This is a genomic window from Streptomyces sp. ITFR-6 (assembly GCF_031844725.1).
Classification (GTDB): Bacteria; Actinomycetota; Actinomycetes; order Streptomycetales; family Streptomycetaceae; genus Streptomyces.
On the sequence record NZ_CP134612.1, the window covers coordinates 222,194 to 239,770 of the forward strand.

Annotated in this window: 14 protein-coding genes and 1 pseudogene; 7 read left to right on the forward strand and 8 right to left on the reverse strand. The window is 70.4% G+C overall.

The features are described from left to right. Window positions 1-63: 63 nt before the first annotated feature. Window positions 64-1,206 (forward strand): glycoside hydrolase family 3 N-terminal domain-containing protein, encoded by a 1,143-nt coding sequence (locus tag RLT59_RS00830; protein ID WP_311301553.1) that lies wholly within the window; start codon window positions 64-66, stop codon window positions 1,204-1,206. A gap of 171 nt (window positions 1,207-1,377) precedes the next feature. After that, window positions 1,378-2,187: an acyltransferase gene (locus RLT59_RS00835; RefSeq protein ID WP_311301554.1), complete on the forward strand. Its 810-nt coding sequence runs from the start codon at window positions 1,378-1,380 to the stop codon at window positions 2,185-2,187. Between the two features lie 104 nt (window positions 2,188-2,291). Here the strand turns inward: RLT59_RS00835 and RLT59_RS00840 are convergent, their stop codons facing one another. The 3 genes from RLT59_RS00840 to RLT59_RS00850 are packed head-to-tail and all read right to left on the reverse strand — an operon-like array spanning window position 2,292 to window position 5,620. Beyond that, the gene (locus tag RLT59_RS00840; protein ID WP_311301555.1) at window positions 2,292-3,332 is read right to left on the reverse strand and encodes an NAD-dependent epimerase/dehydratase family protein; all 1,041 of its coding nucleotides are present in this window, start codon (window positions 3,330-3,332) and stop codon (window positions 2,292-2,294) included. Between the two features lie 29 nt (window positions 3,333-3,361). Then, window positions 3,362-4,078 (reverse strand): IspD/TarI family cytidylyltransferase, encoded by a 717-nt coding sequence (locus RLT59_RS00845; protein ID WP_311301556.1) that lies wholly within the window; start codon window positions 4,076-4,078, stop codon window positions 3,362-3,364. Window positions 4,079-4,081: 3 nt separating this feature from the next. Then, on the reverse strand, window positions 4,082-5,620 hold the full coding sequence (locus RLT59_RS00850; protein WP_311301557.1) for a CDP-glycerol glycerophosphotransferase family protein: 1,539 nt from the start codon (window positions 5,618-5,620) through the stop codon (window positions 4,082-4,084). Between the two features lie 592 nt (window positions 5,621-6,212). Here RLT59_RS00850 and RLT59_RS00855 point away from each other — a divergent pair. From RLT59_RS00855 to RLT59_RS00870, 4 genes and pseudogenes are all read left to right on the forward strand, one after another. Further along, window positions 6,213-8,456: an MMPL family transporter gene (locus tag RLT59_RS00855; RefSeq protein WP_311301558.1), complete on the forward strand. Its 2,244-nt coding sequence runs from the start codon at window positions 6,213-6,215 to the stop codon at window positions 8,454-8,456. A 7-nt stretch (window positions 8,457-8,463) separates the two neighbouring features. Then, a pseudogene (locus RLT59_RS00860) lies at window positions 8,464-9,753 on the forward strand (sensor histidine kinase). Beyond that, on the forward strand, window positions 9,750-10,433 hold the full coding sequence (locus RLT59_RS00865; protein ID WP_311301559.1) for a response regulator transcription factor: 684 nt from the start codon (window positions 9,750-9,752) through the stop codon (window positions 10,431-10,433). The pseudogene RLT59_RS00860 and the gene RLT59_RS00865 overlap by 4 nt, the downstream one beginning before the upstream one ends. Window positions 10,434-10,636: 203 nt before the next feature. Beyond that, a complete protein-coding gene (locus tag RLT59_RS00870; RefSeq protein ID WP_311301560.1) occupies window positions 10,637-10,768 on the forward strand; it encodes a hypothetical protein in 132 nt (43 codons plus the stop codon). Window positions 10,769-10,783: 15 nt separating this feature from the next. On the opposite strand, the gene RLT59_RS00875 is transcribed toward RLT59_RS00870, so the two are convergent. The 4 genes from RLT59_RS00875 to RLT59_RS00890 all read right to left on the reverse strand — a co-directional run bounded on the left by RLT59_RS00875 (window position 10,784) and on the right by RLT59_RS00890 (window position 15,531). Continuing rightward, window positions 10,784-12,862, reverse strand: a complete 2,079-nt coding sequence (locus RLT59_RS00875; protein ID WP_399124592.1) for a prolyl oligopeptidase family serine peptidase — start codon at window positions 12,860-12,862, stop codon at window positions 10,784-10,786. 19 nt (window positions 12,863-12,881) lie between these two features. Further along, window positions 12,882-14,096: a D-mannonate dehydratase ManD gene (gene manD, locus RLT59_RS00880; RefSeq protein WP_311301561.1), complete on the reverse strand. Its 1,215-nt coding sequence runs from the start codon at window positions 14,094-14,096 to the stop codon at window positions 12,882-12,884. Between the two features lie 138 nt (window positions 14,097-14,234). Next, window positions 14,235-15,059, reverse strand: coding sequence for a FadR/GntR family transcriptional regulator (locus RLT59_RS00885; RefSeq protein ID WP_311301562.1), 825 nt, complete (start codon window positions 15,057-15,059; stop codon window positions 14,235-14,237). Between the two features lie 40 nt (window positions 15,060-15,099). Further along, window positions 15,100-15,531 (reverse strand): SRPBCC family protein, encoded by a 432-nt coding sequence (locus tag RLT59_RS00890; protein ID WP_311301563.1) that lies wholly within the window; start codon window positions 15,529-15,531, stop codon window positions 15,100-15,102. A gap of 200 nt (window positions 15,532-15,731) precedes the next feature. Here RLT59_RS00890 and RLT59_RS00895 point away from each other — a divergent pair, with 200 nt between their 5' ends. Further along, window positions 15,732-16,421: a haloacid dehalogenase type II gene (locus RLT59_RS00895; RefSeq protein ID WP_311301564.1), complete on the forward strand. Its 690-nt coding sequence runs from the start codon at window positions 15,732-15,734 to the stop codon at window positions 16,419-16,421. A gap of 57 nt (window positions 16,422-16,478) precedes the next feature. On the opposite strand, the gene RLT59_RS00900 is transcribed toward RLT59_RS00895, so the two are convergent. Next, window positions 16,479-17,576 (reverse strand): NADase-type glycan-binding domain-containing protein, encoded by a 1,098-nt coding sequence (locus tag RLT59_RS00900; protein ID WP_311301565.1) that lies wholly within the window; start codon window positions 17,574-17,576, stop codon window positions 16,479-16,481. Window position 17,577: the final 1 nt, after the last annotated feature.

Consider the following 17,577-nt stretch of genomic DNA (forward strand, 5'->3'; position numbering starts at 1 on the left):
CCCCGGGGCCGACCACGGCGTGACCGGCACCGGGCGCAACGACATTTCGCGAAGGAGAGATTCATGAGCTCGACACCACAGCCCCTCAGCAGACGCGGCGCTCTGCTCGCCGGAACAGCGGCTCTGGCCGGCGGGCTGGGGCTGGCGGGCCGTACGGAAGCGGCCGTACGCACGCCGGAGGGCGCACGCTCCCCCTTCGCCGCCCTGACGCCGGCACAGCGCGCCGGGCAGTGCGTCATCCACTCCTACCCCGGGCTCACGCCTCCGGCCCGGCTGATGGACGCGATCAGCGAGGGACGTACGGCCGGGGTGATCTTCTTCACCGAGAACATCAAGAGCCTGAGCCAGATCGAGGGTGTCATCCAGGAGATGAACGCGGCGCACGCCGACGCCCCGGTGAGCGCCCCGCTGCTCCTGATGACCGACCAGGAGGGCGGCCTGGTGCGCCGACTGCCCGGTGAGCCGGTGTGGTCCGCGAAGGACGTCGGTGCGTCGGCGGATCCGGAGGGGCAGGCGGAGTTCACCGGGAGCGGGGCGGGCATGAACCTCGCGGGCGTCGGCATGAACGTGAACCTGGCCCCCGTGCTCGACGTGTACCGCACGGCAGGCGACTTCACCGACCAGTACGAGCGGTCCTACAGCGAGGCCCCGGAGGCGGTGGCGTCCTGCGGCTCCGCCTTCATCACCGCCCAGCAGGCCGCCGGGGTGGCGGCCACCGCCAAGCACTTCCCCGGCCTCGGCCCCGCCTCCGCGAGCCAGAACACCGACCTGGGCCCCGTCACCCTCACCACTTCTGCGGCCACCCTGCGGGGCGTCGACGAGGCGCCCTACCGGGCGGCGGTCTCCGCCGGGACCAAGCTCGTCATGCTGTCCTGGGCCGTCTACCCGGCGCTGGACGCGGACCGGCCCGCCGGCCTGTCCGCCACCGTGATCGGCGAGCTGCGGAACCGGCTCGGCTTCCGGGGCGTGACCGTCACCGACGCGCTGGAGGCCGGAGCCCTCAAGGCCTACGGCTCCACGGCGAAGCGCAGCGTACTGGCGGCCTCGGCCGGTATGGACCTGATCCTGTGCTCGGCCCGGGACGCCGCCCAGGGGGACGCCGCGGTGACCGCACTGGGCGAGGCGCTGACGGCGGGCACCCTCGACGGGGCGGCCTTCGACGCGGGCGTGAAGCGCGTCAACGCGCTCCGGGGCGGCCTGGCCTGAGCCCCGGGACCGGCGGCCGGCGGCACGGTCGCTATCGGTTCGATCACGCCAAGGTCCGGCCAAGGACCAGTAATACAGTCACCTGATAGCTTAGGCCGAATCGCAGGCCGGAACGGAGGTACGAGGGGCAGGTCCGACCCTGACCCGGGCAAGGACACCCCTCAGATCACGATGCTGCAAGTACATAAGCTTGAGCGCTACAAGGACGATCAGGGAAACGAGATCGTCTATGACGGCGAGATCCGTGACGCCAAGATCGATATCCGGTTCAAGGGATCGAACAACAGGCTCGTCATCAGTCCCAAGGCTGACGTCAAGGACCTGCTTGTCACCTTCACCGGGGACAACGGTCAGATCGACATCGAGCAGACCACGAAGAAGCGCGCCGGTCTCCGCTTCGAGCTGCGCTGCGGGCACGAGTCCCGGATCCGGGTCGGCGAGAACGTGGGCTGTGCCGGCCGCACCTTCCTCTCGGCCGTCGAGGGCGTCTCCGTGACGATCGGTGCCGATGTGATGTTCGCCAAGAACATCGAGGTGCGCGGCGACGACACCCACCCGATCTTCGACGTGCACACCGAGAAGCGGGCGAACCCGTCGCAGTCGATCGTGGTGGGCGAGCACGTCTGGATCGCGAAGCACGCGGTCGTGATGGGCGGCGTCACCATCGGGAACGGCTCGGTGATCGGCTTCCGGTCCATCGTCACCTCGTCCATACCCAACAACTGCATCGCGGTGGGAGCACCGGCGCGGGTGGTACGGCGGGACATCGCCTGGGAGCGTCCCGAGGTCGTTGCGCGCCGCCCGGACGAGCTGTATCCGCGCAAGGGCGAGAAGTCCGCGCAGTACTGGAACCCCACGGTCGAGGACGACGTCCCGGCGAAGCCGGTGATCCGGCAGCAGCCCAAGGCGCAGCGGCGGGGAGCGGCCCGGATCCTGCCGGCTCCGGTGCGGCGGCTCGCCAGGAAGTTCCGCTCCTCCTGAGGCGCCTGCCTGCGGCGCTTCGTTGACATCACGCGAAACGGCCTCGGGCCCGGACGGAAGTCCGGGCCCGAGGCCGTTTCGCGTGCGAGCGATATCCGATTGCGCTACTGGGCCGGGGCGCTCGACTCCAGATGCGTGACCATGCGGTCCAGCCCGGTCGGCAGATCGACCACCGGGCTCCAGCCGAGTGCGGCGAGCCGCGCGCTGTTCAGGCCCTGCTTCTTGGTCAGGCTGTAGGCGCGCGCATCGGACTCGTTGGTGAACCGGAGCTGCTGGCCGCGCTCCGGGCGCACCTCGGTGAACAGCTCGGCCAGCCGGCGGATGGAGACAAGTCCGGCCGGGTCCGCGACGTTGTAGGCCACCTGGTCGCCGCGGAGCAGGGCGTAGAACAGACCCGCGATGGCGTCCGCCACGTAGGTGTAGGTCCGTACGCCGGAGCCGTCGCTGTTGAGCACGATGTCCTTGCCGGCCACCACGTTCGCCGCGAAGTCGGCCTGCACGCGCCCGTCGTCGAGCGCCATCCCCGGACCGTAGACGTGACCGAACCGGACGGCGCGGCTGTCGATGCCGTACTGCGCCTGGTAGGTCGCGCAGATCGTCTCCGCGGCGCGCTTGCCCTCGGCGTAGCAGGCCCTCGGGTTGAGGATGTCGAAGCCGCCGTAGCTCTGCTCGTCGATCAGCTCGGTCTCCGGGGCCTGGGCCCCGTAGACCTCGGCGGAGGACATCAGGACGAATCCGCGGCTGGCCTTCTCCACACAGAGGTCGAGCAGGTTGAAGGTGCCGAGCAGATTCGCCTTGATCGTCATGACCGGCTGGCTGCCGTGCAGGGCGGGGCGTGCCGCGCTCGCCCCGTGGATCACGAAGTCGACCGGGCCGGGCAGTTCGAGCGGAACCGACACGTCCTGGACGACCAGGTTGAAGTCCGGGCGGTCCAGTACGTCCGCGAGCAGCCGCCTGGCCTTCTCCTCGTTGCGCACCAGGCCGTGCACGGTGATGCCCGCGCCGTGCCGGTCGTTCAGTGCGAGCAGCGTGTAGACGACGTACGACGGCAGCATGCCGCTCGCGCCGGTGACCAGCACGGTGCGGCCGGACAGCTCGCTCCACGGCAGGTCGCGGTCAAGGATCTCGTCGAGGTCGTGCGCCACGACCGGACTTGAAACGGTGGTCAATGGAATCACGTACCTACGATCTGCTGGTTTTCGAGGATCTCGAAGAACGTCCGGCACAGGTAGAAGTCCTCGGACGTCGTGATCTTGATGTTCGAGCGGGGGCCGACGACCCGGTAGATCTTGCGCCCGTAGCGGTGCATGAGGGAGCAGGAGTCGATGGTGTCGTGCTCTCCCTCCTCGACCGCCCGGTCGTACAGCGAGAGGATCTCGCCGAGCCGGAAGCTCTGCGGGGCCTGCGCGGCGTAGATGTGGTCGCGCGGGATCACGTCGTCGATGTGCTCGTACTCACTCGACACCACGGTCTCGTTGAACTTGGTGCAGGTGATGGCCGAGCCGTGCTCGCGGACCGTCTCGATGTTGGCGGTGATCAACTTGGCGTCGATCAGCGGCCGCACGCCGTCGTGCACCAGCACGACGGTGTCCTCGGGGCACTCGGCGGCAACGGTCCTGAGCGCGTTGTGCCGCGACTCCTGACCGGTCCGGCCGCCGTCGATGACCCACTTGACCTTCTGGATCTCGTACCGCTTGAGGAGCTTCTCCATCAGTTCGCGGTACTCGGGGAGTATCGCGATGGCTATGGCGTCTATCTCCGGGTGCGCCTCGAAGTGTTCGAGGGTGTGGATGATGATCGGCTTGCCGTGGATCTCCAGGAACTGCTTGGGGAGAGCACGGCTGTTCATCCTCGAACCAATGCCGCCGGCGAAAAGCAGGGCAACGTTCACAGGTCATTCCTCCGACTGGTCGCTGAGCGGCTGGTCGCCCACCGCGGTGTTGTCCGGGACGGTTTCCAGCCACTGGTGCTGACCGCCCGTTTCACGGCCTCCGTGATCTCCGACGACAAGCCAGTCGATCACGCGGTCCGCCGAGTTGGTGTCGACGAAGTCGAAGTTCTCCCGCCGGAACTCCTCGACCTTCGAGAGGTCGAAGTCTTCGTCCTGCAGGGCCTTGAGCAGGTCGTCGAAGGTCACGCAGATGGTGCCGGGGGCGACGCTGTCGTAGTCGCGGTGGAACCCGCGGATCACCGAGTACGTGTCCTTGTCGTACGCGTAGAACAGGATCGGCTTGTCGAGCAGGGTGTACTCGTAGATGACCGACGAGTAGTCCGTGACCAGCACGTCGGTCACGTGCAGCAGGTCGTTGGTGTCGGGGAACGACGCGAAGTCGACCAGCCGGTCCGAGTACTCCTCGGGGATCGGCGGGGGCTCCGAGATGAAGTGGTGCATCCGGAAGAGCACGACGTACTTGTCGCCGCAGACCTCGTGGAGCTTCTCGAAGTCGATGCGGTCGTAGTCGTAGTGCGCGTCGCTGATGCTCTTCCCGCGGAAGGTCGGCGCGAACAGCACGATCTTCTTGCCCCGGAACTGCGGGTAGGAGGCGAAGAAGTCTTCCGTGACCTTCTGGGAGTGCTCCTCGTTGAGGAACGTGTCGATGCGGGGAAGACCGGTCGGTACGACCGCCGATTCCTCGACGCCGAACGCCTCCGCGTACACCGGCACCAGGTGCTTGGACCCGGTGATGACGTAGGTGTACTTGCGGTGGGCGTTGGAAAGCTTCGGCGAACCGTACTTTCCGAACCGGCTGTAACCGACCGCCTTGAAACCGCTTCCCGCGTGCCAGAGCTGGATTATCTTGGTTTCCGGCGAAATGGTCAGGTTGCCGAGAAGCCCGAAGTAGTCGTCCATCAGCACGGTGTCCGACGTCGCGAGCAGATAGATCAGGCGGAGCGTGCTCCACTTGTTCGCGGTCGACGGTATTCGGAACGAGTGATTGAACTTGTACTTCTTGTCGAGGTCCCGTTCGATCATCCGGTCGTGGACGCGCGCCAGGTTGCCACCGAGTCCGGTGCGCATCTCGGAGGCGAAGAGAATCTTGTTCCCACGCGGCGGATTGACACGGCGAGCGGCCCAGTAGAAGCGGTTGGCGAGCTTGCGCCGCCGGGCCCGCGGCAGCACCTTCAGTGCTATTCGCTTGCCCATGGGCTTCTTCGTCTTGCTCTTCTTGCCGCCACCGCCGCCGCGGAACAACTGGTACGTCCGCATGAGGAACTCGGGGTTCTCGTCATCGTCGGAAAGACCGAACGAAATCACGTACACCGAGCGATTGCGGTCATAGAGGAAGACGCGCGAACTCACGTCGAGCCGGTCCGTCGCCTTGAGGTCGAACGTGGCCCCCGGCAGACGCTCGTCACCGAGCACCGGAACGATTCGCCACGTACCGTTGGGCACTTGGCGCCGGTTCTCGAAGTTGGTGACGTTGATATCCAAGCGGTGCTGTTCGGCGCCGATTTGTCGAGAGTTAACCGGGAATTCGCGCCCGTTGTCAACAATCAGGAAGCTGAGAGCACTAGCATCTCCAGTAAAGTCGGCGACCTCCACAACGAGACTGAGGTGCACACGCTCCCAGGAAATCGTCGCTATTGAGCAACGCGCCATCGTCGTCCTTCCAATTTGTGAACCGTTACGCCTTCTACGAGGCATGTGCGACGGCCACAGAGCCTGCCAGCGCCAGGTGAGACGATTGCCGGAGCATAGCTTACCGAGTCACACGAGCCCCAAGTCGGGACGGGAGGCCCGTCACCGGACGCTGCGGTCGAGCGCGCCCTTGGGCCCTCCCGCAGAACGTGATCAGGCCGGAGCCAGGAGCGCCGGTAAGCCTGTCTGCCACCCCATGCGAAGCCCCGTCGAACCGGGTGGGCCTGTGGTGCGCACGTACTAGGACGCCTGAGTGGCTGGTCCGGTTGCACCAGGAGAGGACAGCGTCGCGGGACGATGACCGGCGGGGCGCCGGAGGGAAGTGTGGGAGGCGCGCTCAACCTGCGCGTTCCCCTTGCCTCTCGGTGTCTGGAGTGATCGGAAAGTGGCGACGATTCTCTACCGGATCGGACGGTGGGCCTTCCGGCGGCGCCGGCTGGTGACCGGTCTGTGGCTGAGCGCCCTGGCACTGGCCGGGATCGCCGCCGCCGTGGCGCCGGCCGGGCAGGAGGAGGACCTCTCCATGCCCGGGACCGAGTCGCAGAAGGCGTTCGACCTGCTGGACGAGCGTTTTCCCCGGAGCAATTCCCAGGGCGCGGAGGCCCGGCTGGTCTTCCGGGCCCCTGACGGGCAGCGGGTGACGGCCGGGGCGAACAAGGCGGCCGTCGAGGACGCGCTCGGCTCGCTGGACGGGGGCGGTCGGTCCGCGTCGGCCACCGACCCCTACCGGAGCGGCGCTGTCAGCGAGGACGGCACCATCGCCTATTCCACGGTCAGTTACACCGTGTCCGCCGCCGATCTGACCGAGTCCGACAGGAGCGCCCTCCAGGACGCCGCGGAGCGGGCACGGGAGGCGGGGCTGACCGTGGAGACCGGCGGCTCCGCCCTGGATTCAGAGGAGGAACCCGGCGGTACGACGGAGATCATCGGCGTCGCGGTGGCGGCGGTGGTACTGGTCGTCGCCCTCGGATCGCTGGCCGCGGCCGGACTGTCGCTGCTGACCGCCTTCATCGGCGTGGCCATCGCCTTCGGCCTGGTCTCCGCGCTGGCCGTACCGCTCGGCCTGAGCTCCACCGTCGCCATCCTGGCGCTGATGCTGGGGCTGGCCGTGGGCATCGACTACGCGCTCTTCATCACCTCCCGCTTCCGCGAAGAGCGCGCCCGTGGAGCCGAGCCGGAGGAGGCCGCGGGCCGGGCGGTGGGCACGGCCGGATCCGCCGTCGTCTTTGCAGGCGCGACCGTCTTCATCGCCCTGGCCGGGCTGGGGGTCGTCGGGATTCCCGAGCTCACCAGGATGGGGCTGGGCGGCGCGGGCGCCGTGGCCCTTGCCGCACTCGTCGCCCTGACCCTGGTCCCCGCGCTGTTCGGCTTCTTCGGCCACCGGGTACTGCCCCGCGCCGTCCGCCGGGCCCTCCGGCCGGGAAGCGGGCGCCATCCGGTGCCCGGAGCGGCCGGCCGGCCCGGTCTCGGCACTCGCTGGGCGCGGTTCGTGCTGCGCCGGCCGGTGGCCGTGCTGGTGGTCGCCGGACTCGGTCCGGGCGCGGTCGCCCTGCCGGTGCTGAGCCTTGAGCTCGGGCTGCCGGGCGACGAGTCCAAGTCAGTGCGGACCACCGAGCGGCGCGCCTACGACCTGCTGTCGGAGGGCTTCGGCCCCGGCTTCAACGGCCCGCTGACCGTGGTCGTGGACACCCCGGACCCCCAGGACACCCGGGCCACCACGGACCGGGTGGTCAAGACCCTGCGAGCCGTGGACGGGGTCGCGTCGGTCGGTGATCCGGTCCTGAGCGAGAGCGCGGACACGGCCGTCCTGACCGCCGTACCCCGGACAGCGCCGAACAGCGACGCGACCAAGGACCTGGTGCACACGATCCGGGGCGCGGTCTCCGGTGTCGGGTCCGGTGGGGACGCACGCGTCCTGGTGACGGGCACCACCGCGCTGAACATCGACATCTCCGAGGCCATGGCCGACGCGCTCCTTCCCTATCTGGCCGTGGTGATCGGCCTGGCGGTACTCCTCTTGCTGGTGGTGTTCCGCTCCGTGCTGGTCCCGGTCAAGGCCGCGCTCGGATTCCGGCTGTCGGTGGGTGCGGCCTTCGGTGTCCTCGTCGCCGTCTTCCGGTGGGGCTGGGCCGCGGACCTGATCGGCATCGAGCAGACCGGCCCCGTCATGTCGCTGATGCCGATCCTCATCATCGGGATCGTGTTCGGCCTCGCCATGGACTACGAGGTCTTCCTCCTCAGCCGGATGCGGGAGGCCCATGCGCACGGCGCGTCCCCCGGCGAGGCGATCGTCAACGGCTTCCGGCACAGTGGCCGGGTGGTGGCCGCGGCGGCGATCATCATGATCAGCGTGTTCGCCGGGTTCATCGGGATGAGCAGCCCGACCATCCAGACGATGGGCGTCGGCCTGGCCGCCGCCGTCCTCTTCGACGCCTTCGTGGTGCGGATGGCGATCGTGCCCGCCGTACTGGCGCTGCTCGGGGAACGGGCCTGGTGGCTGCCCCGTATCCTGAACCGTGTGCTGCCGAATGTGGATGTCGAGGGTGAGGCACTGAGCAGGCCCGCACCGGCCGCTGCGGGCGGGCCGGACGCGTCGGCGGGGCGGCGGCTTCCGGTCGGCCTGGGCTGAGCCGGCCATGACGGGCACGGGTGGCGCGGGTCCGCGACCGCGAAGCACGTGGTGGCGGGAGGGCGCGGTCACGGCGACGGCGTTCGTGCTCTGTCTGCTCGGTGGCGTGGCACGGGTCGACGACACCTTCTCGGCGCCGCCCGCCACCGCCTACGTCATCGCCGTGGTCTCCTGTGCCGCGCTGACAGCGCGTCACCGGGCGCCCCTGGCGGCGCTGGCGGCCACGACCGCGAGCGGCGTACTGGTCCCGCTCCTGGGACTCCTGCTGAGCCCGCCGATCGTGGCCCCCGCCGTGATCACCGCCTACTCCTACTCGCTCACCGCGCGCACCGAACGGCGCGCGGTGGGCGCGGTGGCACTCGCCTCACTGGTGCTGCTGGCCGCCTCCACCCCCTTGTCCGGGGGCCTCTCCTAGCAGGACGCGAGCAGGATGACGTCGGTGGCGGCGTTCGTCCTGGTGGCCGGCGTGCTCGGCAACTCGGTGCGGAACCGACGGGCCTATCTGGCGGCCGTGGAGGAGCGGGCTCTGCGGGCCGAGAAGAGCCGGGACAGCGAGGCGCGCCGCAGAGTGGCGGAGGAGCGGGTGCGCATCGCCCGTGAACTGCACGACCTCGTGGCCCACCAGATCACCCTGGCCAACGCGCAGGCCACGGTCGCCGCGCACCTCTTCGACACTTGCCCGGAACAGACCCGCAAGGGCCTGGGGCAACTCGTCGAGACCACCGGCCACGCGCTCGACGAGCTACGGGCCACCGTCGGTCTGCTGCGCCAGTCCGGGGACGCGACGGCGCCCGCGGAACCGGCGCCGGGGCTGTCCGGGCTGCCCACCCTCCTGGAGTCCTTCCGCCGCGCGGGCCTGGAGGTGTCGGTGCACCAGGAGGGCACGGCCAGGCCGCTGCCTCCCGGGGTGGACCTCACCGCCTTCCGCATCGTCCAGGAGGCCCTGACCAACGTGACCAAGCATGCCGGGACCGGCAGCGCCCGGGTCCGCCTCGACTGGAGCCGCGAACGTGTCACTCTCACCGTCACCGACGACGGAGGCGGTGCACGCGGCGCCTCGAACCCCACCGGCCCGGTGGATCCGCCGGGCCGTCCGCCGCCCGGCTACGGTCTGATCGGGATGCGCGAACGTGCCACGGCGGTCGGGGGACACCTCTCCGCGGGCAGCCGCCCCGAGGGCGGCTTCCTCGTCCGCGCCCAGCTCCCCGTCCCGCCCGCGAGGGACAGGACCCGGCCGGCCGACGGGGCGGCGGCCGGCGAACCGACGGACGACGGAAAGGCCGGGGACACGCCGTGACACTCAGAGTGCTGCTCGCCGACGATCAGGCCCTGCTGCGCGAAGCCTTCCGGCTGCTGCTCGACAGCGCCGACGACATCACCGTGTGCGGCGAGGCCGCCGACGGCAGGGAGGCGGTGGGACTCACCCGGGAGCTGCGCCCGGACGTGGTGGTCATGGACATCCGGATGCCCGGGATGGACGGCCTCACCGCCACTTCGGAGATCTGCGCGGACCCGGAGCTGCGTGCCAGCCGCATCCTGGTCCTCACCACGTACGAGACCGACGAGTACGTCGCTCAGGCGCTGCGCGCGCGGGCCGGCGGCTTCATCGGCAAGGGCATCGGGGCCGAGGACCTGCTGGACGCCGTGCGGACGATCGCCGCCGGCGACACGCTCCTGTCCCCCGCCGCGACCCGTTCCCTGGTCGCCCGGTTCCTGGCGACACCGGACGAACCCGAGCCCCGCCACCCTGAACAGCTCGCCCTGCTCACCCCGCGCGAACGCGAGATGGTGGCCCTGGTGGCGACCGGCCTGTCCAACCAGGAGATCGCGGACCGGATGTTCCTCAGCCCCTTCACCGTCCGCGCCCACGTGCAGCGCGCCATGACGAAGCTGGAGGCCCGCGACCGGGCTCAGCTCGTCGTCATCGCCTACCGGACGGGCCTGGCCCGCGCCGCTCCCGGCAGCGACCTCCCTTGACCGGTGCCGGGCAGCCGGGCCGGCTGAGTGCCCGTCAGCATAGGATGTCCGCCACGGACTGTTCGAACGGGTGAGGGGCGGGGACCGAAGTGTTCGGGGGCAGGAGGACGACAGAGGGCGGGCTGCCGAAGATCCCGCGGGGTGTGGATCCACGGCGAGCCCGTGCCCTGCCGGTTCCGGCCCAGGCGCAGGTGGACGCGCGCATGTTCATGCTGGGTGGCGACCGGATGCGGGCGCTCAGGGTGATCCTGGACGCGACGGGCTACGACCTGCGCCAGGCCCGGGACATCACGTACGCACTCGTCTACGACATCCAGGTGCCGACACCGGGCTGAGCGACGCCCGTACGGTCAGTCGGCGGCGGGCCGCTCCTGTGGAGTGAGGTGCCGCCACAGGAAGGTGTGCGTCAGGGCGCTGTTGTGGGCGGCCTGCTCGTTGTCGCCTGCGCCCGCGTGGCCACCGCCGGTGTTCTCGTGGAGCAGGACGCGGTGGCCGAGTTCCCGCAGCCGTGCCGCCGCCTTGCGGGCGTGGCCGGGGTGGACGCGGTCGTCGCGGGTCGAGGTCGTCAGGAGCACCGGCGGGTAGGCCGGGTCCGCGCTCAGCCGGTGGTACGGGGAGAGGGCGCGCAGGTGGGGGCGGTCGGCCTCGTCGTCCGGGTCGCCGTACTCGGCGACCCATGACGCGCCGGCGAGCAGTTCGTGGAAGCGGAGCATGTCCAGCAGCGGTACCTGGGCGACGATCGCGCCGAACAGCTGCGGGCTGCGGGTGAGCATCGCGCCCATGAGCAGTCCGCCGTTGCTGCCTCCCGCCGCGCCCAGCATGGCCGGGGTGGTGATGCCCCGCGCGACCAGGTCCGCGGCGACGGCCTCGAAGTCCTCGAAGGCCCGTGAACGGTTCGCGCCGAGTGCGGCCCGGTGCCAGTCGGGTCCGTACTCGCCGCCGCCCCGGATGTTCGCGATCGCGTAGGTGCCGCCCCGTTCCAGCCACGCACGGCCCGTCGACGCGCCGTAGAACGGGGTGAGGGAGACCTCGAAGCCTCCGTATCCGTAGAGCAGGGCGGGCCCCGGGGCGGCGCCGGGGGCCGAGCGGTCGGGGCCGATCACGAAGTACGGCACCCGCGTCCCGTCCTCGGAGACCGCGAAGTACTGCTCCGCCGCCAGCCCTGCCGTGCCGAAGCGGGCCGGGGCCTGCTTGAGGATCTCCGAACCGGCGCCGATCTCACCGTGGTACAGGATGGACGGCTGCAGGAAGCCCGACACGTCCAGGAAGTACTCGTCGGAGACGTCCGGGTCCGTGTCGACGACGCTGACGGCGGACAGCGGGGGAACGTCGGCGAGCGGGCTGCGGGACCAGCCGCCGGGTGCCGGGGTGAGCACCTCGATGCGGGTGCTGATGTCGCGCATCGTCTCCAGGATCAGGTGGTGCCTGGTCCAGGAGTGCCCGGCCAGGGCCGTCCGCTCGTCCGGGGTGAACAGCACTTCCGCGGTCCGGTCGCCCGCCAGGAACGCGTCGAAGCCGAACGCGAGCAGGGACCCCGCCGGGTGTCCGAGCCAGTCGGATTTGAGGCTCACGACCAGGTACTCGCGGTGGGCGTAGGCGTCGGCGTCGTCCGGCACCTCGATCTTGGTGAGTGAGCCGTCGGCGGTCAGGAGGTGCGTCTCGCTGTGGTAGAAGTCCAGCGACCGGAAGACGAAGTCCCGTTCGAAGCCGGGGGTGCTGTCGTGCCAGCCCCCGGCCGACACGTCCTGCGCCCGGCCCTCGAACACCGGGGTGGCGTCCTCGGCCGGTGTGCCGCGCCGCCATCTGCGTACCGTACGCGGATAGCCGGAGTCGGTCATGGAGCCCGGCCCGAAGTCGGTGCCGATGAAGACGGTGTCGGCGTCGATCCACCCGATCCGTGTCTTCGCCTCCGCCACCTGGAAGCCGTCCTCGACGAAGGTCCGGGTGGTGAGGTCGAACTCCCGGACCACGACGGCGTCACCGCCGTCGCGCGACAGGCAGACCAGGGCCCGGTCGTACTCGGGGTGCCGGACCCGCGCCCCGGCCCACATCCACTTCTCACCCTCCACGGCGGCGAGTGCGTCGACGTCGAGGACGGCCTCCCACTCGGGGGCGTCCTTGCGGTACTGCTCCAGCGTCGTACGCCGCCACAGGCCGCGCGGATGCGCGGCGTCCCGCCAGAAGTTGTAGAGGTACGCTCCGCGCCGGACGGTGTACGGGATGCGGTCCGAGGCGTCGAGCACCTCCCGCAGGCTCTCCTTGAGGGCGGCGAACCCCGCGTCGGTGGCCAGTGCGGCCGCCGTCTCGGCGTTCCGTTCGGCCACCCACGCGAGCGCGGCCTCGCTCTCGATGTCTTCCAGCCACAGGTACGGGTCTTTTTCGATCACACCCCGAATTGTGCAGGCCCGGGGCGCCCGGCGGGACCACATCCCCCCCAAGCCCCAGGGTTCACCAGTCGTGCACGGTCCCGTCGTGAAGGCGGTTGACCGGCAGATACGCCTGGGCGTACGGGTGGGCCGCCGCCAGCTCCTCGTCCAGCTCGACCCCGATGCCGGGGGTCTCGCCCGGCTGCAGATATCCGTCCGTGAAGGTGTAGGCGTGGCGGAACACCTCGTGGGTGAGAGGGGTGTGGCCGGAGTACTCCTGGATGCCGAAGTTGTGGACGGCCAGGTCGAGGTGGACGGCGGCGGCCATGCCGACCGGGGAGATGTCCTCCGGTCCGTGCACGGCGCTCTTGATCTGGTACTGGGCGGCGAAGTCGAGGAGCTTGCGCAGTGGTGTGACGCCGCCGAAGTGGGTGACCGCGGACCGCACGTAGTCGATCAGCTGCTCGGTGATCAGTGCCTGGTAGTCGTGCACCGTGTTGAAGACCTCCCCGATGGCCAGGGGCGTGGTGGTGTTGCGGCGCACCAGGCGCAGCGCCTCCTGGTTCTCCGCGGGCGTGCAGTCCTCCAGCCAGAACGGCCGGTAGGGCTCCAGGTCCTTGCCGAGCCGGGCGGCCTGGACCGGGGTGAGGCGGTGGTGGGCGTCGTGCAGGAGCGGCAGTGCGGGGCCGAACTCGGCGCGTACCGCCTCGAAGACCGCGGGCATGTGGCGCAGGTACGCCTCGGTGTCCCAGTCCTCCACCAGGGGGCGAGCCTGCTGGTGGAGGACCCGCGCGCCCTTCTCGTCGGTGTCGGAGACTCCGTAGACGGCCTTGAGGCCTGGGATGCCGGACTGGATACGGATGGCGGGGTAGCCCTCGGCGAGCCTGGCCCGTACGGAGTCGAGCAGTTCGGGGATGTCGCGGCCGTTGGCGTGGCCGTAGGTGCGCACGCGTTCGCGGCTCGCCCCGCCCAGCAGCTGGTAGAGCGGGAGTCCCGCGGCCTTGGCCTTGATGTCCCACAGCGCCACGTCGACGGCGGCGATGGCGGCCATCGTCACCGGTCCCCGGCGCCAGTAGGCGCCCCGGTACAGCGACTGCCAGGTGTCCTCGATCCGGTGCGGGTCGAGGCCGATGAGCAGCGGCGCGATGTGGTCGGTGAGGTAGCTGACGACGGCGAGTTCCCTGCCGTTCAAGGTGGCGTCCCCGAGGCCGGTGAGTCCTTCGTCGGTCGTCAGCTTCAGGGTGACGAAGTTGCGGCCGGGGCTGGTGACGACCACCTTGGCGTCGACGATCTTCATGCGTGTGTTCCCTTTCCGGATGCCGGGTCCACCGCCTCGGAGCTGGTGGTCCAACTGGTAGGACCAGTTGGTTCAGACGGGACCGTAACAGCGGGAAGGGCGTATCGGCCAGCCCCTGACGGGAAAGCCGCGAGGAGGCTATGTGCCGGTTCTGTTGCCGTCGCGGCGGCCCTCGGCCTGCCCCAGCAGCGTCTCGATGTGGTTGCGTGCCATGGTGTCGACCCGCAGGTCGAGGTCCGCCCCGTAGGTACGCAGCCCGAGCAGCAGGTGCTCCCGCATCCGCGCGCAGGCTGCGTCCACGTCCCGCGCCTCGACCGCTTCGAGGATCTCCGGGTGGTGCGGCACCCCGGGTTCACCGATCGACGGGTCGGAGTTCGAACGGAGCATCATCTCGAACATCATCCCGCTGATTGAGGCCAGCATGATCCGCAGGACCGGGTTCTTGCTCGCCACCGCGATGGCGTCGTGGAAGTCCATGTCGGCCTGGGCCTTGACGACGACGTCGGCCGCCGCCTCCAGGGCGTCCCGCGCGGACCGCATGGCCGCGAGGTCCTCCTCCGTCGCGCGGCGGGCCGCCAGCCGGACCATCTCCACCTCCAGCGGGATCCGCGCCTCGATGAGCTGCCGGACGGTGGGGCGGCCCGCCCGGTACAGCGCGTCGTACCCCCTGGCCTGCCCGGAGGACTGCTCCCGGACGAAGGATCCCCGCCCCGGGGCCACTTCGATGAGGTGCTGGGCCTCCAGCCGCCGCAGCACCTCGCGCACGACGTTCCTGCTGGAGCCGAACTGGGCGGCGAGCTCGCGCTCCGAGGGGAGTTTCGTCCCGACGGCGATCTCGCCGGACCTGATGTCGTGTTCCAGCTGACGGGCGATGCGCTCCGTCAGGAGTCCGCGCCGGGCGGGGTCCGAGGCGGGGCCGGGCCGCTCGGAACCGGACGGGGAGGAGGGGGCGGGCGGCTGCATGTCGGCAGCGTACAGGCCGGTCGCGGCCCGGCCCCGATCCTCAGAAGCCGCCCGCCGCGGTCCGCTCGGCCAGTTTCTGGAACTCGCCCAGGTCGTAGTTGGCCAGGACCGAGTCGAGGTTGGTGAACGCTCCCAGGTGCTCCACGAAGCCCTGGGGATCGTATTCGATCTGCAGAGCCACCCGGCTCGACGTGTCGTCCAGCCGGTGGAAGGTGACGACGCCGGCGTGGTGGACGCCCTCCGTCGTCTTCCAGGCGATCCGCTCCTCGGGGACGACTTCGGTGAGTTCGGCGACGAAGACCTTGTCGGCCCCGGGCAGCGCCAGCTGCCAGGCGAAGCGGCGCTCGTCCAGCGGGTCGACGCGCTGGACATGGCTCAGGAACCTGGGCCACCGCTCCACATCGCGCCACAGGGCCCAGCTGATGGCCACCGAGGCCTTGATGTCGACGGTCTCGACGATCGAGGAGGACATGAGGTCTCCTTAACAATTCGGCAGGTAGCCGGATCCGTACGTGTCCGGACGTCGTCCCGGGTACCCGCGTCCTGCCCCGGCACACCCCGGACCGCGCCGGGCCCGCCGGGAATCAGGCGCCTTCCCGCCGTGTTCGACCAACAGTCCAGCGGTCCAACAGCCGCTCGTACGGGCCTTCTTCGTCCGGGAGACCTCACCTCATGTCAGAGCCAGAGATCGACGCCATCGTCTTCGACGTGCTCGGCACGCTCGTCGACGAACCTGCCGGGATCCGCGCGGGCATACGCCGGCTCGACCCGTCGCTGGACGATGCCGGGATCGAGCGCCTGCTGTCGCTCTGGCAGCGGCACATCGACCGCGAGCAGCGCCGCGTCCTCGACGGCGGCCGGCCCTATCTGCCCAGTGACGCCCTGGACCGGGAGGCCGCCCGGCTCGTCGCCGGCGCGGCCGGTTTCGACGATCCGGCCGCTGTGGAGGCGCTGGCGCTGTCGGCCACCAGTCTGTCGCCCTGGCCCGATTCCCTGTCGGCCCTTGCCCGGCTCGCTCGGCGGTTCCCGCTGATCGGGCTCTCCAACGCGAGCCGGACGGCCCTGCTCGGGCTCAACGTCCACGCGGGGCTGCGCTGGCACCAGGCCCTGTCCGCGGAGGAGGCCCGTACCTACAAGCCGGACCCCGAGGTCTACCGGCTGGCCGTCACCGTCTCCGGCCGGGCGCCGGAGCGGCTACTGATGGTCGCCGCCCATGCGTGGGACCTGCGCGGTGCGCAGGCGCTGGGCCTGCGCACCGCCTATGTCGCCCGTCCCGTCGGTGATCCGCCCGCCGTCTCCGACCGGTTCGATCTGTACGCCGAGGGCCTGACCGATCTGGCGGAACAACTCGGCGCGGGCTGAACGGGCGCCGATGCCCCGGTGCCGGTCCGTACGGGGCGGAGCTGAACCGGCGCCGGTTCAGCTCCGCTGGAAGAACTCCACCTCCGCCAGGGCCAGGTGACGGCCCTTGGTCAGGCCGGCCGGCGAGCTCAGGACCAGGCGCACCGTCTTCACGTCACTGATCCCGGTGGACACCGTCTGCGAGCCCGGCTTGTCGCTGAGGGTGACCTGCTTCGTGTGCTTGTCGCCGTCCTGCGTCGTCACCTCCAGGTCCACCCGGAGTGCGCGCCCCTGCCGGGCGTACTCCTCCGGCGACTTGGACGCCCCGTTGGTGATGAGCAGGTCGACCAGCCGGAACGGCTTGCCGAAGGTGTACGTGACCGAGGCCTTCGGCCCGGGTGCGCCCCAGTAGCGGTTGTTCAGCCCGTCCGTGGTGTTCTTCGCCGGGTGCCGGGGAATCTCCGCGCTGGCGGCGATGGCGACCGGGGTCACCGCCTTGGGCTTGCCCATCTTGTCCTTGGTGTCCTCGATCAGGGCGCGGCCGGCCGGGAGCAGCAGGAAGCCGCCGGCGCACAGGGCCACCAGCACGGCCAGGATGACCAGTCCCCGTACCACCCGGCCCGAACTCGCCCGTGCCCGGCGGCGGAACGGCCACACGGTCCGCCACCACGGCAGCGGGGCGGGTTTCGCCTCTGGGTGCAGCGGAGCGGCGCAGCGCCGGCAGAACCGGCGGCCCGGCAGGTTGGGCGTTCCGCAGGCCGGGCAGGGCACCCCCGCCGCCTCTTCCGGCGCCGCCACGGGCCGTACGACGGGGCGTGGGGCCACCGGTTTGGCGGGGAGTACGGGCAGCACGGGGTCCTGCGCCAACGCCTCGGGGGCGGGTGAGGCCGGGGCGGGGCTCACCACGGGCGGCGCGGGTGCGGCGGGAGTGGCGGGGGGTGGCGGGGTGGTGCTCGGTGCGGGTTGGCGGGGAGTGGTGCTCGGTGCGGCGGTGGTCTGCGCCGGGGTGGGTTCCGCAGGAGCCGGGACGGTCGGCGGCTCCTGCGGCGCCGGGGTGTTCGCGGGCGGCGTGCCCGGGGCCGGTTCGGTTTCCGACCAGCCCAGATACGCGCCGCAGTTGCCGCAGAAGTCGTCCGCTGAACCGTTGGACGCCCCGCAGGTGGGACACGCGCGCATG

Coding starts and splice junctions, on each gene's coding strand:
- RLT59_RS00890 (WP_311301563.1), bottom strand. CDS start 15,531: ATGTCCTCCTCGATCGTCGAGACCGTCGACATCAAGGCCTCGGTGGCC.
- RLT59_RS00895 (WP_311301564.1), top strand. CDS start 15,732: ATGTCAGAGCCAGAGATCGACGCCATCGTCTTCGACGTGCTCGGCACG.
- RLT59_RS00875 (WP_399124592.1), bottom strand. CDS start 12,862: ATGTGGTCCCGCCGGGCGCCCCGGGCCTGCACAATTCGGGGTGTGATC.
- manD (WP_311301561.1), bottom strand. CDS start 14,096: ATGAAGATCGTCGACGCCAAGGTGGTCGTCACCAGCCCCGGCCGCAAC.
- RLT59_RS00835 (WP_311301554.1), top strand. CDS start 1,378: ATGCTGCAAGTACATAAGCTTGAGCGCTACAAGGACGATCAGGGAAAC.
- RLT59_RS00900 (WP_311301565.1), bottom strand. CDS start 17,576: ATGCGCGCGTGTCCCACCTGCGGGGCGTCCAACGGTTCAGCGGACGAC.
- RLT59_RS00830 (WP_311301553.1), top strand. CDS start 64: ATGAGCTCGACACCACAGCCCCTCAGCAGACGCGGCGCTCTGCTCGCC.
- RLT59_RS00870 (WP_311301560.1), top strand. CDS start 10,637: ATGTTCATGCTGGGTGGCGACCGGATGCGGGCGCTCAGGGTGATCCTG.
- RLT59_RS00885 (WP_311301562.1), bottom strand. CDS start 15,059: ATGCAGCCGCCCGCCCCCTCCTCCCCGTCCGGTTCCGAGCGGCCCGGC.